This is a genomic window from Agromyces molybdatiresistens, from assembly GCF_052748445.2.
Window position 1 is genome coordinate 1,397,239 of the sequence record NZ_CM188258.1, and the last position, 16,309, is coordinate 1,413,547.

Here is a 16,309-nt window from a genome sequence, read left to right on the forward strand (position 1 = left end):
CGTCCCGCCGACCCGGCGGGTTCGTGCGGATCAGAGGTGGCGGTAGCGTCCCGGTGCGAGCTCCCACGGGTCCCGTCCCAGGAAGTCGGCCACCGCCCGGAAGACGCAGCTCTCGACGAGCAGCTTCTCGTCCTTCTCCTCGCCCTCCTGCGTGCGCAGGAACCGCACGATCGGCAGGCGGAAGAAGACGATCCGGCGCTCGTCGTGGTACACCCGCCAGCGGTCGACGTGGTCGTCGTGGATCGCCTCGGCCGGCGCATCGGCGACCTGGAACGAGACGCCCTCGAGTTCGGGCCAGAGTCCGCGCAGGTACGCCGCCGTCGAGGCGAGCGTGACGTCGAACTCGTCGATCCGGGTGCGCAGCGGCGGGAGGTGCGGGCCGGTCACGGGCGAGCGCATGCCGCGGCCGTGGCGGTCGCGCGGGAGGCGCCTCGGCGAGGCCGATGTCGCGGCGACACGACGGGAACGGGGCATGACCTCCATCGTAGCGGCCGGTCGGATCGCTACGCTGGGGTCGCCATGAGACGTTGTTCGCGCACCGCATGCACCGCCGAGGCGGTCGCGACCCTGACGTACGACTACGCCGACTCGCTGGCCGTGCTCGGGCCGCTGTCGTTCACGCGCGAGCCGCACTCGTACGACCTGTGCGCCCGGCACGCCGACCGCACGTCCGCTCCGCGCGGGTGGCAGATCATCCGGCACGTGACCCTCGGTGAGGTAGGGTTCACCGCATGAATCCCCCCGCGAACCCGGGCGCTCGCGCGCGCCTCGAAACGATCGTGAAGGCCTACGACGTCCGCGGCATCGTCGGCGACGCGCTCACGGCCGAGGTCGTCGAGGCGCTCGGCGCCGCGTTCGTCGACGAGGTCGGCGCGGCGGGCGACCGGGTGGTCGTCGGCCACGACATGCGCGACTCGTCCCCGGGATTCGCCGAGGCGTTCGGCCGCGGGGCCGCGGCGCGCGGCGCCGACGTCGTCGCCATCGGGCTCTGCTCGACCGACGAGAGCTACTTCGCGTCGGGGTCGCTCGACGCGCCGGCGGCCATGTTCACCGCGAGCCACAATCCGGCCGCGTACAACGGCATCAAGTTCTCCCGCGCCGGCGCGCAGGGCATCTCGCTCGACACGGGGCTCGCCGCCATCCGCGACCGCGCCGCCGCCCACCTCGAGCGCGGCATCGCGAGCGTGCCGCAGCCCGGCCGGGTCGAGCACGCCGATGTGCTCGCCGACTACGCGCGCCACCTCCGCACGCTCGTCGAGCTCGGCGGCATCCGGCCCCTGAAGGTCGTCGTCGACGCCGGCAACGGCATGGGGGGCCTCACCGTCCCCGCCGTGCTCGGCGAGGCCGCCGGGCTCCCGGCGCTGCCGCTCGAGATCGTGCCGCTGTACTTCGAGCTCGACGGCACCTTCCCGAACCACGAGGCCAACCCGCTCGACCCGGCCAACCTCGTCGACCTGCAGCGCGCAGTGCGAGAGCACGGCGCCGACCTCGGGCTCGCGTTCGACGGCGACGCCGACCGCTGCTTCGTGGTCGACGAGCGCGGCGAGGCCGTCGACCCGTCGGCCGTCGCCGCGATCGTGGCCCTCCGCGAGATCATGCGGGTGCGCGCGCTCGGCGAGGCCGAGCCGACCGTCATCCACAACCTCATCACCTCGCGCTTCGTGCCCGAGACGATCGAGGCCGTCGGCGCCGTCCCCGTGCGCACGCGCGTCGGCCACTCGCTCATCAAGGACCGCATGAAGGAGACCGGCGCGGTCTTCGGCGGCGAGCACTCGGCGCACTACTACTTCCGCGACTTCTGGGGCGCCGACAACGGCATGCTCGCCGCGATGCACCTGCTCGCCGAGTTCGGCTCGCAGCCCGAGCCGCTGTCGACGCTCGCGGACCGCTTCACGCCGTACGCGCTGTCGGGCGAGATCAACTCGACCGTCGCCGACGTGCCGGCGGCGTACACCCGCATCGTCGAGGCGTTCACGGGCCGGGTCGAGTTCGACGAGCTCGACGGGCTGACCGCGACGGGCATCACCGCGGAGGACGAGCCGTTCTGGTGGTTCAACGTGCGCCCCTCGAACACCGAGCCGCTTCTGCGGCTCAACGTCGAGGGCGAGGACGTCGCGACGATGACGGCGATCCGCGACGAGGTGCTCGCCCTCATCCGCGCCTGAGCGGCGCGGCTCGGGGGCCTGCGAGAATGGACGCCATGACCCTCGTCACGCCCACCGCGACATCCGCACTGCCCTTCAAGGTCGCCGACCTCTCGCTCGCCGAGGCGGGCCGGCACCAGCTCCGCCTCGCGGAGAACGAGATGCCGGGGCTGATGGCACTCCGCGCCGAGTACGGCGAGTCGAAGCCGCTCGCGGGCGCCCGCATCGCGGGCAGCCTGCACATGACCGTCCAGACGGCCGTGCTCATCGAGACGCTCACGGCGCTCGGCGCCGACGTGCGCTGGGCGAGCTGCAACATCTTCTCCACGCAGGACGAGGCGGCTGCCGCCGTCGTCGTCGGCCCCGACGGCACGGTCGACGAGCCGAAGGGCGTGCCCGTCTTCGCCTGGAAGGGCGAGACGCTCGAGGAGTACTGGTGGTGCACCGACCGCATCTTCGACTGGTCGGCCGAGGCGGCCGCCGCGGGCGCCGACTGGATCGGCCCGAACATGATCCTCGACGACGGCGGCGACGCGACGCTGCTCGTGCACCGCGGGCGCGAGTTCGAGGCGGCCGGGTCGGTGCCGGCGACGGCCCGCGACGCGACGCCCGAGTACCGCGTCGTGCTCGACACGCTCCGCCGCTCGATCCAGGCGAGCCCCGACCGCTGGACGCGCATCGCCGCCGAGCTGCAGGGCGTGACCGAGGAGACCACGACCGGCGTGCACCGCCTCTACGAGCTGCACGCCGCGGGGGAGCTGCTGTTCCCCGCGATCAACGTCAACGACTCGGTCACGAAGTCGAAGTTCGACAACAAGTACGGCATCCGCCACTCGCTGCCCGACGGGCTCAATCGCGCGACCGACGTGCTCATGGGCGGCAAGGTCGCGTTCGTCGCGGGTTACGGCGACGTGGGCAAGGGCGCGGCCGAGGCGCTCCGCGGCCAGGGTGCCCGCGTCATCGTCTCCGAGATCGACCCGATCAACGCGCTGCAGGCCGCGATGGACGGCTATCAGGTCGCCCGGCTCGAGTCGGTCGTCGACCAGGTCGACATCCTCGTCACGGGCACCGGCAACAAGGACGTCGTGCGACTCGAGCACCTGCTCGGCCTGAAGCACCTGGCCGTGGTCGCGAACGTCGGCCACTTCGACAACGAGATCGACATGGCCGCGCTCGAGTCGCTCGAGGGCGCCGAGAGGGTCGAGATCAAGCCGCAGGTGCACGAGTGGCGCCTGCCGACCGGGTGCAGCATCCTCGTGCTCTCCGAGGGGCGGCTGATGAACCTCGGCAACGCGACCGGCCACCCGTCGTTCGTGATGTCGAACTCGTTCGCCAACCAGGTGCTCGCGCAGCTCGAACTCTGGACCCGCCCCGACGCGTACCCCGTCGGCGTCTACGTGCTGCCGAAGCACCTCGACGAGAAGGTCGCGCGTCTCCATCTCGATGCGCTCGGCGTGGAGCTCACGGTGCTCACGCCCGAGCAGGCCGCCTACATCGGCGTGCCCGTCGAAGGTCCGTACAAGGTCGACCACTACCGGTACTGAACCCGGTGGGTCGGATGCCGCGGGCGCACGTCGTGCCTGCGGCATCCGTCGTCTCGGGGCGCAGCTCGGTGCGCCGTCTCAGCGTTCGGGGAACCCGTTGGGCCGCGAGTCGAGCACCGGCTCGAGTGCGCGCATGCGCTCGTCGACGAGGGCGAGGGCGGCGAGGTCGCGCTCGCGCCGCAGGGCCGCGACCCCGGCGAGGAACATCTCCGGTTCGACCTGCGGGACCGGCGAGACGTACGGTGCGACCTCGGCGGCGAGCGATGCGCCGACGCGGATCCGGCTCTCCGGTGCGAGCTGCGCGGCGTTGCGCAGGAACGCGGCGACGCGCCTCGCGAGCGGGTCGGGCAGCCGGCCGACGTCGGCGACGACCGCCCAGGCGACGAGCGGCTCGGGGACGACGAACGCCGCCGGGGCGTAGGCGCGCACGCGCTCGACCTGTCCGTGCGTCCCGGCGAGGAGGTCGCCGAGGCGCTTGGAGTCGGGGTTCAGGAAGCCGACGAGGACCGCGAGCCCGCCGAACGTGAGCCAGATCTCGAGCACGCCGGTGAGCGCGCGGATGAGCGCATGCCGGAAGCCGATCGACCCGCCGTCGTCGCGGACCACGCGGATGCCCATCGCGAGCTTGCCGAGCGATCGACCGCGGGAGGCCGTCTCGACGGCGGTCGGGAGGGCCACGAGCAGCGAGACCAGCAGCGCGATGCCGACGGCGCGGAACGCCGCCTCGTCGAGCTCGAGCCCGGAGATCGCGAGGAGGACGAGCAGGCCCAGGACGATCGTGAGGATCACGTCGATCGCGGCGCCGCCGGCGCGCATGACGGCGCTCGCCGGCCTGAGGTCGAGGGCGACCGCCTCACCGGTGAGCACGGCCTCGTCGTCGATGACGGTCGCGGTCCGCGCGGGGGCGGCGTCGGCGGGCATGGCTAGTATTCAAGCAGATGGACCTCGACGCCCTCGCGACCGCCCGCCACGACGACTGGGAGCGACTCGACGCGCTCTCGCGCAGGTCCCGCCCGACGGGCGCCGAGGCCGACGAGCTCATCGAGCGGTACCAGTCCGCCGCAGCCGACCTCTCGCTCGTGCAGGCGACGGCCGGCTCCACGGCGCTCGGAGAGCGGCTGTCGCTGAGCCTGTCGCGAGCCCGGCTGCGGTTCACGGGCGTCGCAGAGAACCCGCTGCGCCAGCTCTCGCACTTCGCACTCGTCGGCCTGCCGGCGGCGCTCCACCGCATCCGCTGGCTGACGCTCGCGGTCGCGGTCGCGACCGTCGTCGTGTCGGCGCTCTACGCGGCGTGGGTGCTCGCCGACCCGCGCGTTCTCGCGAACCTCGGCAGCGAGGAGGAGCTGCGGCAGATCGCTGAAGAGGGCTTCGTCGCGTACTACTCCGAGAACCCGGCGGCGTCGTTCGCCGGGTCGGTGTGGACCAACAACGCGTGGATCGCCGCGCAGTGCGTGGCCTTCGGCATCACGGGCGTCTGGGTTCCGTGGGTGATCCTGCAGAACGCCCAGAACCTCGGCCTGACGGCGGCGATCATGTTCGCATACGACGAGGCCGACACGTTCTTCCTCTACATCGCCCCGCACGGGCTGCTCGAGCTGACCTGCGTGTTCGTGGCGGCCGCGGCCGGCCTCAGGATCTTCTGGGCCTGGGTCGCGCCCGGCCCCCGCACGCGGGGCGCGGCCGTCGCGGAGGACGCCCGCGCACTGTTCTCGGTCGCGATCGGGCTCGTGTTCTTCCTCTTCGTCGCGGGCGTCATCGAGGGGTTCGTCACGCCCGCGCCGTGGCCGTGGCCCGTGAAGATCGGGATCGGCGCGCTCGCACTCGGGCTGCTGCTCTTCGCGATGCTGGTGCTCGGCCGGCGTGCGGCGCGCGCGGGCGAGACGGGCGACCTCGCCGAGTTCGACGCCGGCGCGCGGCGGGCGACCGCCGGCTGAGCGGCGGGCGACGCGTGCTCGCGTCTCGGCCCGGAGTGCGGCATCCGCTCAGAGCTGCCCGGCGGCCTTGAGCTCGAGGTACCGGTCGGCGAGTGCCGGCGGGAGATCGGCCGGGCCGGCGGTGACCGTCGTCGCGCCGAGACGGCTCACCGCCGCGGCGACGCGGTCCGCGTCGAGCCGGGTGCGTTCCGCGGCCGCCGCGCGATAGACGTCCGCGAGCTCGTCGCGGCGCGACACGTCGGCCTCGAGCGTCGGGTCGGCGACGGAGGCCACGACCACGCGGTGCCGCGCGGTCAACTGCGGCAGCACCGACAGGAGACCGCGGGCGCTGCCCGGGGAGTCGGCGGCGGTGAGGAGGACGACGAGCGCGCGGCGGCTCGTGACGCCGCGGACCTGCGCGGGCACGCCCGCCCAGTCGGCCTCGATGAGCTCGGCGTCGACGGTCGCCATCGTGTCGACCATCCGGGCCAGGAGCTCGGCGCCGCTCGCACCGTGCACGCGCCCCCGCAGGCGACGGTCCCACAGCAGCAGGTCGACGCGGTCGCCGGCGTGCGAGGCGAGCGCGGCGAGGAGCAGTGCCGCCTCGTAGGCGGTGTCGAGGCGCGGCTCGTCGCCGATCCGTGCGGCCGCGGTGCGGGAGGTGTCGACGACGATGACGATGCGCCGATCCCGCTCGGGCCGCCAGGTCCGGACCATGAGCTTCGCCGACCCCGGCGACTCCGGGTCGGAGCGGCGGGCCGTCGCGCGCCAGTCGATCGAGCGCACGTCGTCGCCGCGCACGTATTCGCGGAGCGAGTCGAACTCGGTGCCCTGCCCGCGGACGAGGATCGGCGTGCGGCCGTCGAGCTCGCGCAGTCGGGTGAGCCGCGACGGCAGGTGCGCCCGCGAGTGGAAGGGCGGCAGGACGCGGAGTCGACCCGGAGCGGCCAGCGTCGCCTGCCGCGCCCACAGCCCGAGCGGTCCGTGCGACCGGACGGTCACCGCCGCGGTGAGGCGGTCGCCGCGGCGGGTCGGCGTGAGGGCCTGCGTCACCCGGCGTCCCTCGCCGGCGGGGACGTCGACCCGTGCACGATTCCGGCCGTGCACGCCGGCGGACGGGGGCCATCCGTCGCGCACCTCGGCGCGCAGCATCCGGCGCCCGAGGTTGCGCACGACCACCTCGGACCGCGCGGTCTCTCCGAGGCGAAGCCGGGGCGGGAGCTCGCGATCGATCGCGACCCGGCGCGGCGACGCCGCGAGCGAGAGGTCGATCGCCCCGAGCCCCGTCGCGACGAGGAGCCAGCCCACGAGGGTCGCCCAGGCCGCGCCCGCGTCGGCGCCGAGCACCACCACGGGCACGACGCCGAGGGCGACGAGCACGCTGAATCGACCGGTGAGCGCCATCGTCAGAGCGGGACCTGGACCTGCTGCACGACGGACCGCAGCACCTGGTCGACCGAGACGCCCTCGAGCTCGGCCTCGGGCCGGAGCTGCACGCGATGCCGCCAGGCCGGGAGCAGCATGGCCTGCACGTGGTCGGGCGTGACCTTCTCGACGCCGGTCAGCCAGGCCCACGCCTTCGCGGCGGCGAGGAGGCCGGCGACGGCGCGGGGGCTGACGCCGAGCCGCATCGACGGGCTGCGCCGGGTCGCGCGGGCGAGGTCGACGACGTAGGCGAGGACGTCGTCCTCGACGCCGACGCGCCGCACGGCGGCCCGCGCGGCGACGAGGTCGGCCGCGCCGAATACCGGCTCGACGCCGGCCGCGGCGAGGTCGTGCGGGTCGAAGCCGTCGGCGTGGCGGCGGAGCATCGCGACCTCCGCCTCCCGCTCGGGCACGTCGAGCACGAGCTTCAGCAGGAATCGGTCGAGCTGCGCCTCGGGCAGCGCGTAGGTGCCCTCGTACTCGATGGGGTTCTGCGTCGCCGCGACGAGGAAGGGCACGGGCAGGGGCCTCGTGACGCCGTCGGCGGAGACCTGGCGCTCCTCCATGGCCTCGAGGAGGGCCGACTGCGTCTTCGGGGGCGTGCGGTTGATCTCGTCGGCCAGCAGCAGGTTCGTGAACACCGGCCCCTCGCGGAACGCGAACTCGCCGGTGCGCGGGTCGTACGCGAGCGAGCCGGTGACGTCGCCCGGCATGAGGTCGGGCGTGAACTGCACGCGACGCGTCTCGAGGCGGAGGGTGCGGCTGAGCGTGCGCACCAGCAGCGTCTTGGCGACGCCCGGCACGCCCTCGAGCAGCACGTGGCCGTCGGCGAGCAGCGCGATGATGAGGCCGGTCACGGCGCCGTCCTGGCCGACGACGGCCTTGCCCACCTCAGTGCGCACCCGATCGAGCGCGCTGCGCAGCTGCGCGTCGGTGGGCACGTCGTCGGTGATCGGGTCGTTCATGGTCGCCTTCCTGTCGGGTCCATTCCTGTCGGGTCCGCTCCGATCGGGTGCGGTCCACCCGGGCCGGCTCCGGTCCGGTGCGGTGCGCCGGATGCCGCGTGCGGCTCGATCGAGGAGTGCACGGCGCGCTCGAGCTCGGCGAGGCCCCGCGCGAGGTCGACGAGGTCGCGGTCGCCCCGGGGCTCGGCGTCGACGAGCAGGGCGCGAACGGATGCCGCGGGCCGGCCGGTCGTGTCGGCGATCGCCGCGACGACCGCGTCGACCTCAGCGGATCGGGGCAGGCGCAGCACGGCGGCGAGCCGTCGGATCGTGCCGATCCGCAGCTGGTCGAGCGAGCGGCCGCGTGCGGCGCTCCGCGCGTAGAGCCGAGCGCGGCCCTCCCCGGTCTCGGACGCCCGCACGTGCACGGGCAGGTCCTCGACGACGAGCGGGCCGAATCGCCGGCCCCGCTGGACGCCCGCCGCGATCGTCACGACGACGAGGAGGACGAGCACCGGGCTCACCCAGCCGGGCGTCAGCTCGGCGAGGGTCGGCGCATCCGCCGCATCCGCATCGCCCGGGCCCGGCAGGTACCAGACGAGCTCGTCGCGCGTGCCGAGGAGGCCGATCGCGAGGGCGGCGTTGCCCGCCCGGTCGATCGTCTCGTTCGCGAACGGGGTGACGGCGCCCACGAGGACGATGTCGGCCCCGTCGGGTGAGGGGCCGGTCACGACGGCGAATCCGTCGCCCGAGGCGAAGCAGCCGGTGAACCCGGAGGCGTCCGCGTCGTCTCCGATCGAGAGCAGCTGCTGCCCGCCCGACAGCGTCTCCGCGCGCTCCGCCGCGGCGAGGTCGCACGACGCGGGCTCGGGGGCGCCCTCGGCGGCGCCCGCGAACCGGACGCCCGGCGCCAGGACCTCGAGCGCGGCGAAGTCGGGGCGCGCGACGACGATCGTCTCGGCGGTCGCGGCGAGTTCCGCGATCCGCTCCCGATCGAGCACGCCGAGATCGTCGTGCAGGAACACGGTCGCCCCGCCGCGTGCGGCGGCCAGCGCGGCGTCGAGGCTCCGCACCTGCTGCACCTCCACGCCGCGGTCGACGAGCACCCGGGCGAGCGCCTGCGCTCCGGCGGGCGCGGGATTGTCGGCCGCGAGGGGGGCGCCGGGCCCCCGTACGGCCCCCTGCAGCACGACGAGGACGAGTGCGCCGGCGAGGAGTGCGACGGCGACGACGATCCAGGTGCGGCCGCGGCGGAGCGCGCCCCGAACGCCCGGTGTGATCGCGGGGGCGGCGGCGCGACCCGGATCGGCGGCCGTCGCGGACGGCGCGGCCTCGCGCACGCCGTTCATGCGTCGGCTCCGACCGCGCGCGCGGTCGCGGTCTCCTCGAGCGGCCTCGTCGCCTCGAGCCCGACGTCGAGCGCGGCGATCTCGGCGTAGGTGCCCGCGTCGCCGTCGTGCCCGAGGTAGCGCACGCCGTCGAACGAATCGGCCGCGTGCTCGAGGGCCGGGCCGTACGCGGGGAACGGTGCGGATGCCGCTCGTGCCATGCCGTGCGCGGTGGTGCCGGGGTGCACCCTCACGACCTCGCGTTCGACGAGCGACCGGACCAGCGCGCGGAACCGTTCCTCGACGGCGAGACGCCAGTCGCCGGATGCCGCGGCGCGCTCCGCCGCGCGACGGAGGGCCGAAGCATCCCGCACGTCGCCGTCGTCGAAGAGGGGGACGGGCGAGGGGGCGCGGCGCCGGAGCCGCGGGAGCCCGAACACCAGCAGGCCGAGGCCGACGAGGCCGGCGACGACGAGCACGGCCACCAGCGCGAGGGCGGGCACCGGCAACCCCGTCGCGCCGCTGAAGAGACTCGCGATCCAGTCGCGAACCGCCTGCGCCGCGAGGTCGAAGAGCGTCGGCTCGGCGGCGCGGTACTCGGGCTTCGCGAGCTCGTCGACGACCCACCGGCGCGCCTCGGGCGCGTCCGGGTCGAGCGGCGGCACGAAGTGCGCGAGCACCGTCGCCCTCACGTCAGGGCCACGTCGGGGCGGCGTCGCCCGCAGGGGCGGCCGCGCCCGTCGGAGGCGGCGCGAACGGATCCGCCGGCGGCAGTCCCGACTCCCTGGCCTCGACGTGCCGCTCGAGCTCGAGGTCGAGCCCCTCCGAGCGCATGCGCAGGTCGATGTAGATGACGGCGATGAGCCCCGCCTGCACGACCGCGACGATCGCCCCGATGAGGATCGACAGCACGGTGCTGATGACCGTCGTGGAGATCGTGATCGCCTCGTAGGTCGCACCTGCCGTCGGGTCGAGGATGACGGCGAGGATGGTGCCGCCGAGCGTCGGGACCTGCACGACGGTCTGCGCGACCGTGGAGACGATGAGCCCGACGAGCAGGATGAGCCCGAAGGTCCGCCAGAAGTACCCCGTCGTGAGCTGCCACGACCGCCGGACCGACTGCGCGATGCCGGCCCGCTCGAGCACGATGACGCTCGGCACGAGCGCGAGCTTCGTCCCGAGCCAGGCGCCGAGCACGGCGATGCCGGCCAGCAGGAGCAGGACGACGAGCACGACGCCGAGGACGGTCACGGGGTCCGGCGCGATGAGGGCGGTGACGACGATGATGCCGACGACGAGGGCGACGACGGCGAGCACGACGACGCTGACGAGCAGCGTCCAGCCGATGAGCGGACCGATCCGGCCCGCGGCGCGTCGCCAGAGGGCACCGAATCCGAGCTTCTCGCCGAGCGTGCCGCTCGCGACCTCGACGACCATGACGCCCTGCAGGAAGGCTCCCGCGACCACGCCGACCGCGATGGGCACGAGGGCCAGGAGGATGAGCCATCCGATCGTTCCCGACAGGACCGCGTCGAGGTCGTCGGCGCTGGCCGACTCGATGCGCCCGATCGCCAGGACGAGGAAGGGAACGAAGACGGCCGCCGTCGCGACGGCGGACGCGAGCTGCACGACCAGACCGGTGCCGAAGACCGGAGCGGGATTGCGCCGGAGGGTGCGGAACGGCGCCCACAGCAGCGTGCCGAACCCCATCGGCCGCAGCGGCAGGAGGCCGGGCTTCGGCGGCGGCGTCCACCCCCCGGCCGGCGCACCGTACCCGGCGCCGGGAGGCGGAGGCGCGGACCCGGGAGGGGGAGGCGGCATCGACGCCCCTGGTGGGAGCGGAGGCGGCCCGTATCCGGCGCTCGCCGGTGGGGCCGGAGGATGCCACTGCTGATCCGACACGTGCGTCGTGCTCCTTCCGCGGGGATGTCCCAATGCTGCCACAGGCCGCCCACGGCCGACCCGAGCCGCCGAACGGCTACGCTGGTGCCACTGGACTGCCGCCCGGCCCGACCGCCGGAACCCACGGAGAAACGAACGCATGACGCCTCGCGTACTCGTCGTCGACGACGACACCGCCCTCGCCGAGATGATCGGGATCGTGCTGCGCACCGAGGGGTTCGACCCGGTCTTCTGCGCGGACGGCGGAGGGGCGCTCGCGGCGTTCCGGGACGCCAAGCCCGACCTGGTCCTCCTCGACCTCATGCTCCCGGGCATGGACGGCATCGAGGTGTGCGGCAGGATCCGGGCCGAGAGCGGGACGCCGATCATCATGCTCACGGCGAAGAGCGACACCGCCGACGTCGTCAAGGGCCTCGAGTCGGGCGCCGACGACTACATGGTGAAGCCCTTCAATCCGAAGGAGCTCGTCGCGCGCATCCGGACGCGCCTCCGCCCGACGCCGGAGTCGGCGGTCGACACCATCACGGTCGGCGACCTCGAGATCGACGCGGCGGGCCACGAGGTCCGTCGGGGCGACCAGCGCATCAACCTCACGCCGCTCGAGTTCGACCTGCTCCTCACCCTCGCCTCCAAGCCCCAGCAGGTCTTCACGCGCGAGATGCTGCTCGAGCAGGTCTGGGGCTATCACTACAAGGCCGACACACGGCTCGTGAACGTCCACGTGCAGCGGCTCCGCGCGAAGGTCGAGCACGACCCCGACAACCCGCGGATCGTGACGACGGTCCGCGGCGTGGGCTACCGCGCCGGCGCCACGACCTGAGGCGGACCGCGCCATGTCCACCGCGGCGGGTCCGGCGCAACGCGCCACCGGGTGGCTCCGCGGGCGCGTGCGACGCTTCGCCACGCTCTGGCGGCGCTCGCTGCAGTTCCGCACGGTCCTCATCACGCTCGGCCTGTCGAGCCTCGCCATCCTCGTCATCGGCTTCACGATCTCGTTCACGGTCGCATCGAACCTCTTCCAGGCTCAGGTCGAGCGCGTCCTCGCGTCCTCGTCGACCGCCGCCGCAGCGGCACAGGGCGTCCTCGACGCCTCCGACGCGGTCGACCGCGCCACCGTGCAGGCCGTCACGTACTCCGCGATCGAGACGGTCATCGGCGTCTCAGGCAGCGCCGACATCGCCCTCTTCCGGGCGCCGGGGACGACACCGGTCGCGCTCGCGCCGTCCGACTTCCTGAGCCCCGATCTGGGCGGCAGGATCTCACCCGAACTGCGCGAGCTCGTGCAGGAGAACCCGGAGACCCAGTACTGGCAGTCGGTGGAGCTGGGCGGCGGCGACGACGCGGTCCCGGGCATCGTGGTCGGCACCGACCTGGTGATGCCGGGCGGAGCCGGGCGCTACGAGCTCTACATCGGCTACGACCTCGCCGATGCCGCCCAGACGCTCGCCTTCGTGCAGCTCACGGGCATGATCGGCGCGATCGCGCTGATCGCGCTGCTCAGCGCCATCACGCTCGTGGTGGTCCGCTGGGTGATCGACCCCATCCTGGCGGTCTCCGCGACGAGCCGGCGGCTGGCCGCGGGCGACCTCGGGGTGCGGCTCCCGGCCAAGGGCGAGGACGAGCTCGCGGCGCTCGCGGAGTCGTTCAACGGCATGGCCGACACCCTGCAGGCCCGGATCCGCGAACTGGCCGAGCTGTCGGTGATGCAGCAGCGGTTCGTGAGCGACGTCTCGCACGAGCTGCGCACGCCGCTCACGACCATCCGCCTCGCCGGCGAGGTGCTCTACGCCCAGCGCGACGAGTTCCCGCCCGCCACCGCTCGCACCGCCGAGCTCCTGAAGACGCAGACCGAGCGGTTCGAGAACCTGCTCGCGGACCTCCTCGAGATCAGCCGGTACGACGCGGGCTCGGTCGAGCTGGAGACCGAGCCGACGAACCTCGTGAACCTCGCGGGCGAGTCGATCGAGTCCATGCACTCGCTCGCGCTCGAGCGCGGCAGCGAGCTCCGACTCGAGGCGCCGGGCGGGCACCTCGACGCGGAGGTCGATCCCCGACGCATCCGCCGCATCGTGCGCAACCTGATCGGGAACGCGATCGAGCACGGCGAGGGGCGGCCCATCGTCGTGTCGGTCGACTCCAACGCCACCACGGTCGCGCTCTCGGTGCGCGACTACGGCCTCGGCATGTCCGAGGAGGCGGTCGAGCGCGTCTTCGACCGCTTCTGGCGCGCCGACCCGAGCCGTCGCCGTACCATCGGCGGCACCGGCCTGGGCCTCGCCATCTCGCTGGAGGACGCCGTCGCGCACGGCGGCACGCTCGACGTGTGGTCGCGCGAGGGGCGCGGCACGGTCTTCCGCCTGATCCTGCCCCGCGTCCGCGACGGGGCCACGGAGCTGATCCCGGCCCTCCCGCTCGAACCGGCGGATCCCGACGCGACCGGTCCCGATGCACCGGGAGCCGGCGCGACCGTGCCGCACCACGCCCGTCCGCACGTCACGGACGGGGTCGTCACCCAGGAGGCCCGCGATGCCTAGACCCGCCGCCCGCCGCCTCGTGCGACTGGCGATCGCCGCCGCCGTCGTCGCGGCCGCGTTCGCCGGATGCGCCTCCATCCCGACGAGCGGGACCGTGCACCAGGGAGACCCCGAGGCGACCGAGCAGCCGGTCGACGTCGACATCCTCCCGCGCGGCCCCCGCGAGGACGCGACCCAGCAGCAGATCCTCGAGGGCTTCATCGACGCCGCCGCGAGCCCCAGCGGCAACTACGAGATCGCCCGGCAGTTCCTGACACCGGACTTCGCCGACGAGTGGGAATCGGATGCCGCGCTGTCCATCGACGTGCTCGCCGACCGCTCGTACACCCAGCTGGGCGACGACCTGATCCGCATGCGCGTCGTCCCGCAGGCGAGCCTCTCCGGGAACGGCCAGTACATCGCGGCCGGCTCGACCGAGCCCGTGCAGCTCGAGTACCGCTTCGAGCAGGACGAGGACGGACAGTGGCGGATCTCGCTGGCGCCGCCCGGAGTGCTCATCGACGAGACGAGCTTCGGGCTGGTCTACCGCGACTACAGCCTCGCGTTCTTCGATCCGCAGTTCCGGTACATCGTGCCCGACGTGCGATGGTTCGCCGGGCGAGACTCGATCCAGACGAGCATCGTGCGCGCGCTCCTCGACGGCCCCGTGGAGTGGCTCGCGCCTGGGGTGGCCTCGGCGTTCCCCGAGGACGTGGAGCTCGCGCAGTCCACCGTTCCGGTGACGGGCGGGACGGCGACCATCGACCTGGCCGGCGCCGCCTTCGACAACCTGCGGACCATCCAGCTCATGCAGTACCAGCTCGAGCAGAGCCTCGCGAGCGTCCGCAACGTCGACGACGTGTCCCTCACGCTGAACGGCGTCCCGCTCAGCGCGCCGGATGCCACCGACCTGCCGGAGCGCACGCTCCGCGTCGATCCGCGCCCGGTCGTCTACGACGGCGAGCGCTTCGGCTACCTCTCATCGTCCGGCGACCAGGTGGCGCCCATCGACGGCATCTCCGACCGGGTCGTGGCGCTCGGCCCGTCGGGCGCCGCGCTCGGGTCGGGGGCCGCCGCCGCGGCGGTGCTCGCGGAGGACGGCGTGCACCTCGTGCCGGAGGGCGCCGAGTCCGTGCTCCTGGATCCCCGCGACGGTCTCATCACGCCCGCGCTCGACGTCGACGGGGTGGTCTGGTCGGTGCCGGCCGACGCGCCGGACGAACTCGCCTGGTTCACGCCGGAGGGCGCGAGCGGTCAGCTCGCGGTGCCGTGGAACGCCGATCGCATCGTGTCGCTCCAGCTCAGCCGCGACGGCACGCGCCTGGTCGCGCTGCTCGTCGACGGGTCGCGCACACGGCTCGTCGCCGCGTCGGTCGTCCGCGGCGACGACGGCGCGCCCGTCGAGCTCGGCCCCGTGACGCTCGAGCTCGGGGCCTCCGGCGGCACGCCCCTGGATGTCGCGTGGCTCGACTCCCGGACGGTCGGCACGCTGACGCAGACCGCGCCGGGGGAGACCCGGCTCACCGTGCAGGAGCTCGGCACCCCAGCCGAGTCCCGCGACGGCCCGGAGTCGGGCATCCAGCTCGACGGCGCCAACAGCCTGCGCGACCTCCGCATCCTCACCTCGGACGGCGACCTCGCGACGGGTGCGGGCGTCGGATGGCAGGTGCAGGCGCGCGACCTCCGCTTCCTCGCCACCCAGCAGACCGGCTGACGGCCGCGACCCGTCCTCCACCGGTGGGACGTCCGACGGGCTCGCTGCCCACGGCGACCGGAGGCCGCCGGGGCGCGCCGCCGCGCGGCATCCTGCCGGGATGGTGAGCCTCGATGCATCCGACCGGTCCGATCGGGTCCGCGACGCCGTGCTCGACGCCCTCGCGCTCCTCCTGCCGGTCTCCTGCGCCGGCTGCGGCGCGCCCGACCGCGCTCTCTGCGACGGATGCCGCGCCGAGCTCGCACCGCGCCCGGCCCGCGTCGAGCGCCCGCACGCCGGCATCGTCGCGTGGTCGGCGGTCGAGTACGCGGGGACGGCGGCTCGCGTCATCCGGGCCTTCAAGGACGAGGGGAGGACGGATGTCGCGCGCGCCCTGGGATCGTCCCTCCGCCAGGCGCTCGCGGCGGCCGCGGCCGACCTCGACGGCGGAGAGCCGCGCGAGATCGCGGTCGTGCCGTCGACCTCCGCCGGGCGACGCACGCGCGGGTATCATCCCGTGCGCCTGCTCGTCCGGCACGCCGGATTCGCGCCGGTCGACGTGCTCCGTGCGCACGCCCGCGCCGATCAGGCGGCGCTCGGCCGCGAGGCGCGTCGCACCAACTCCGCCGGGTCGTTCGCGGCCCGGCGCGGCCTCGACGGGCGACGCTTCGTGCTCGTCGACGACGTCGTCACGACCGGGTCGACCCTCGCCGACGCCTCGCGCGCGATCCACGCCGCCGGGGGGCTGGTGGACGCAATCTCGGTGCTCGCCCAGACCCCGCTGCGAATCAGCCGTACGGTTGCGGACGGGTGAACATCGACCCGTGACATCCGGCACCTCGGGGGCTACGGTGTCAGGACAGGCGTGGTCGAACCACCCCTTCAGAACCGGGTGACGCGCCG

At 73.9% G+C, this 16,309-nt stretch carries 15 protein-coding genes; 8 read left to right on the forward strand and 7 right to left on the reverse strand.

All coding sequences use genetic code 11. The features are described from left to right. Positions 1-30: 30 nt before the first annotated feature. Positions 31-474: a hypothetical protein gene (locus tag ACULK2_RS06350; RefSeq protein ID WP_445969368.1), complete on the reverse strand. Its 444-nt coding sequence runs from the start codon at positions 472-474 to the stop codon at positions 31-33. Positions 475-519: 45 nt separating this feature from the next. On the opposite strand from ACULK2_RS06350, the gene ACULK2_RS06355 reads away from it, so the two are divergent. From ACULK2_RS06355 to ahcY, 3 genes are read left to right on the forward strand one after another with little or no spacing between them, the layout of a single operon-like run. Continuing rightward, complete coding sequence (locus tag ACULK2_RS06355) at positions 520-735, forward strand: DUF3499 family protein (protein WP_154345184.1); 216 nt, start codon at positions 520-522, stop codon at positions 733-735. After that, entirely contained in the window at positions 732-2,165 is a 1,434-nt protein-coding gene (locus tag ACULK2_RS06360; RefSeq protein WP_445969367.1) for a phosphomannomutase/phosphoglucomutase, read from the forward strand. The genes ACULK2_RS06355 and ACULK2_RS06360 overlap by 4 nt, the downstream gene beginning before the upstream one ends. A gap of 35 nt (positions 2,166-2,200) precedes the next feature. Continuing rightward, positions 2,201-3,688 (forward strand): adenosylhomocysteinase, encoded by a 1,488-nt coding sequence (gene ahcY, locus ACULK2_RS06365; RefSeq protein ID WP_445969366.1) that lies wholly within the window; start codon positions 2,201-2,203, stop codon positions 3,686-3,688. Positions 3,689-3,766: 78 nt separating this feature from the next. On the opposite strand, the gene ACULK2_RS06370 is transcribed toward ahcY, so the two are convergent. Beyond that, positions 3,767-4,609 carry an RDD family protein gene (locus ACULK2_RS06370; protein WP_445969365.1) on the reverse strand — a complete coding sequence of 281 codons (843 nt, stop codon included), beginning with the start codon at positions 4,607-4,609 and terminating at the stop codon, positions 3,767-3,769. A 17-nt stretch (positions 4,610-4,626) separates the two neighbouring features. On the opposite strand from ACULK2_RS06370, the gene ACULK2_RS06375 reads away from it, so the two are divergent. Further along, positions 4,627-5,622, forward strand: a complete 996-nt coding sequence (locus ACULK2_RS06375) for a stage II sporulation protein M (protein WP_445969364.1) — start codon at positions 4,627-4,629, stop codon at positions 5,620-5,622. 48 nt (positions 5,623-5,670) lie between these two features. Here ACULK2_RS06375 and ACULK2_RS06380 read toward each other — a convergent pair whose 3' ends face one another. The 5 genes from ACULK2_RS06380 to ACULK2_RS06400 are packed head-to-tail and all read right to left on the reverse strand — an operon-like array spanning position 5,671 to position 11,008. Then, the gene (locus ACULK2_RS06380; RefSeq protein ID WP_445969363.1) at positions 5,671-7,005 is read right to left on the reverse strand and encodes a DUF58 domain-containing protein; all 1,335 of its coding nucleotides are present in this window, start codon (positions 7,003-7,005) and stop codon (positions 5,671-5,673) included. Positions 7,006-7,007: 2 nt separating this feature from the next. Then, positions 7,008-7,991: an AAA family ATPase gene (locus ACULK2_RS06385; protein WP_445969362.1), complete on the reverse strand. Its 984-nt coding sequence runs from the start codon at positions 7,989-7,991 to the stop codon at positions 7,008-7,010. After that, positions 7,988-9,319: a DUF4350 domain-containing protein gene (locus tag ACULK2_RS06390; protein ID WP_445969361.1), complete on the reverse strand. Its 1,332-nt coding sequence runs from the start codon at positions 9,317-9,319 to the stop codon at positions 7,988-7,990. Before ACULK2_RS06390 ends, ACULK2_RS06385 begins: the two co-directional genes overlap by 4 nt. Then, positions 9,316-9,990, reverse strand: a complete 675-nt coding sequence (locus ACULK2_RS06395; protein WP_445969360.1) for a DUF4129 domain-containing protein — start codon at positions 9,988-9,990, stop codon at positions 9,316-9,318. Before ACULK2_RS06395 ends, ACULK2_RS06390 begins: the two co-directional genes overlap by 4 nt. Before the next feature lies 1 nt (position 9,991). Beyond that, positions 9,992-11,008: a DUF7847 domain-containing protein gene (locus tag ACULK2_RS06400; protein ID WP_445969359.1), complete on the reverse strand. Its 1,017-nt coding sequence runs from the start codon at positions 11,006-11,008 to the stop codon at positions 9,992-9,994. A 331-nt stretch (positions 11,009-11,339) separates the two neighbouring features. Between ACULK2_RS06400 and mtrA the strand changes: the two genes are divergently transcribed. The 4 genes from mtrA to ACULK2_RS06420 all read left to right on the forward strand — a co-directional run bounded on the left by mtrA (position 11,340) and on the right by ACULK2_RS06420 (position 16,220). After that, entirely contained in the window at positions 11,340-12,020 is a 681-nt protein-coding gene (gene mtrA, locus ACULK2_RS06405) for an MtrAB system response regulator MtrA (protein ID WP_445969358.1), read from the forward strand. A gap of 13 nt (positions 12,021-12,033) precedes the next feature. After that, positions 12,034-13,734, forward strand: a complete 1,701-nt coding sequence (gene mtrB, locus ACULK2_RS06410) for an MtrAB system histidine kinase MtrB (protein ID WP_445969357.1) — start codon at positions 12,034-12,036, stop codon at positions 13,732-13,734. Continuing rightward, positions 13,727-15,427 (forward strand): LpqB family beta-propeller domain-containing protein, encoded by a 1,701-nt coding sequence (locus tag ACULK2_RS06415; protein ID WP_445969356.1) that lies wholly within the window; start codon positions 13,727-13,729, stop codon positions 15,425-15,427. Before mtrB ends, ACULK2_RS06415 begins: the two co-directional genes overlap by 8 nt. A gap of 100 nt (positions 15,428-15,527) precedes the next feature. Beyond that, on the forward strand, positions 15,528-16,220 hold the full coding sequence (locus ACULK2_RS06420) for a ComF family protein (RefSeq protein WP_445969355.1): 693 nt from the start codon (positions 15,528-15,530) through the stop codon (positions 16,218-16,220). Positions 16,221-16,309 lie beyond the last annotated feature (89 nt).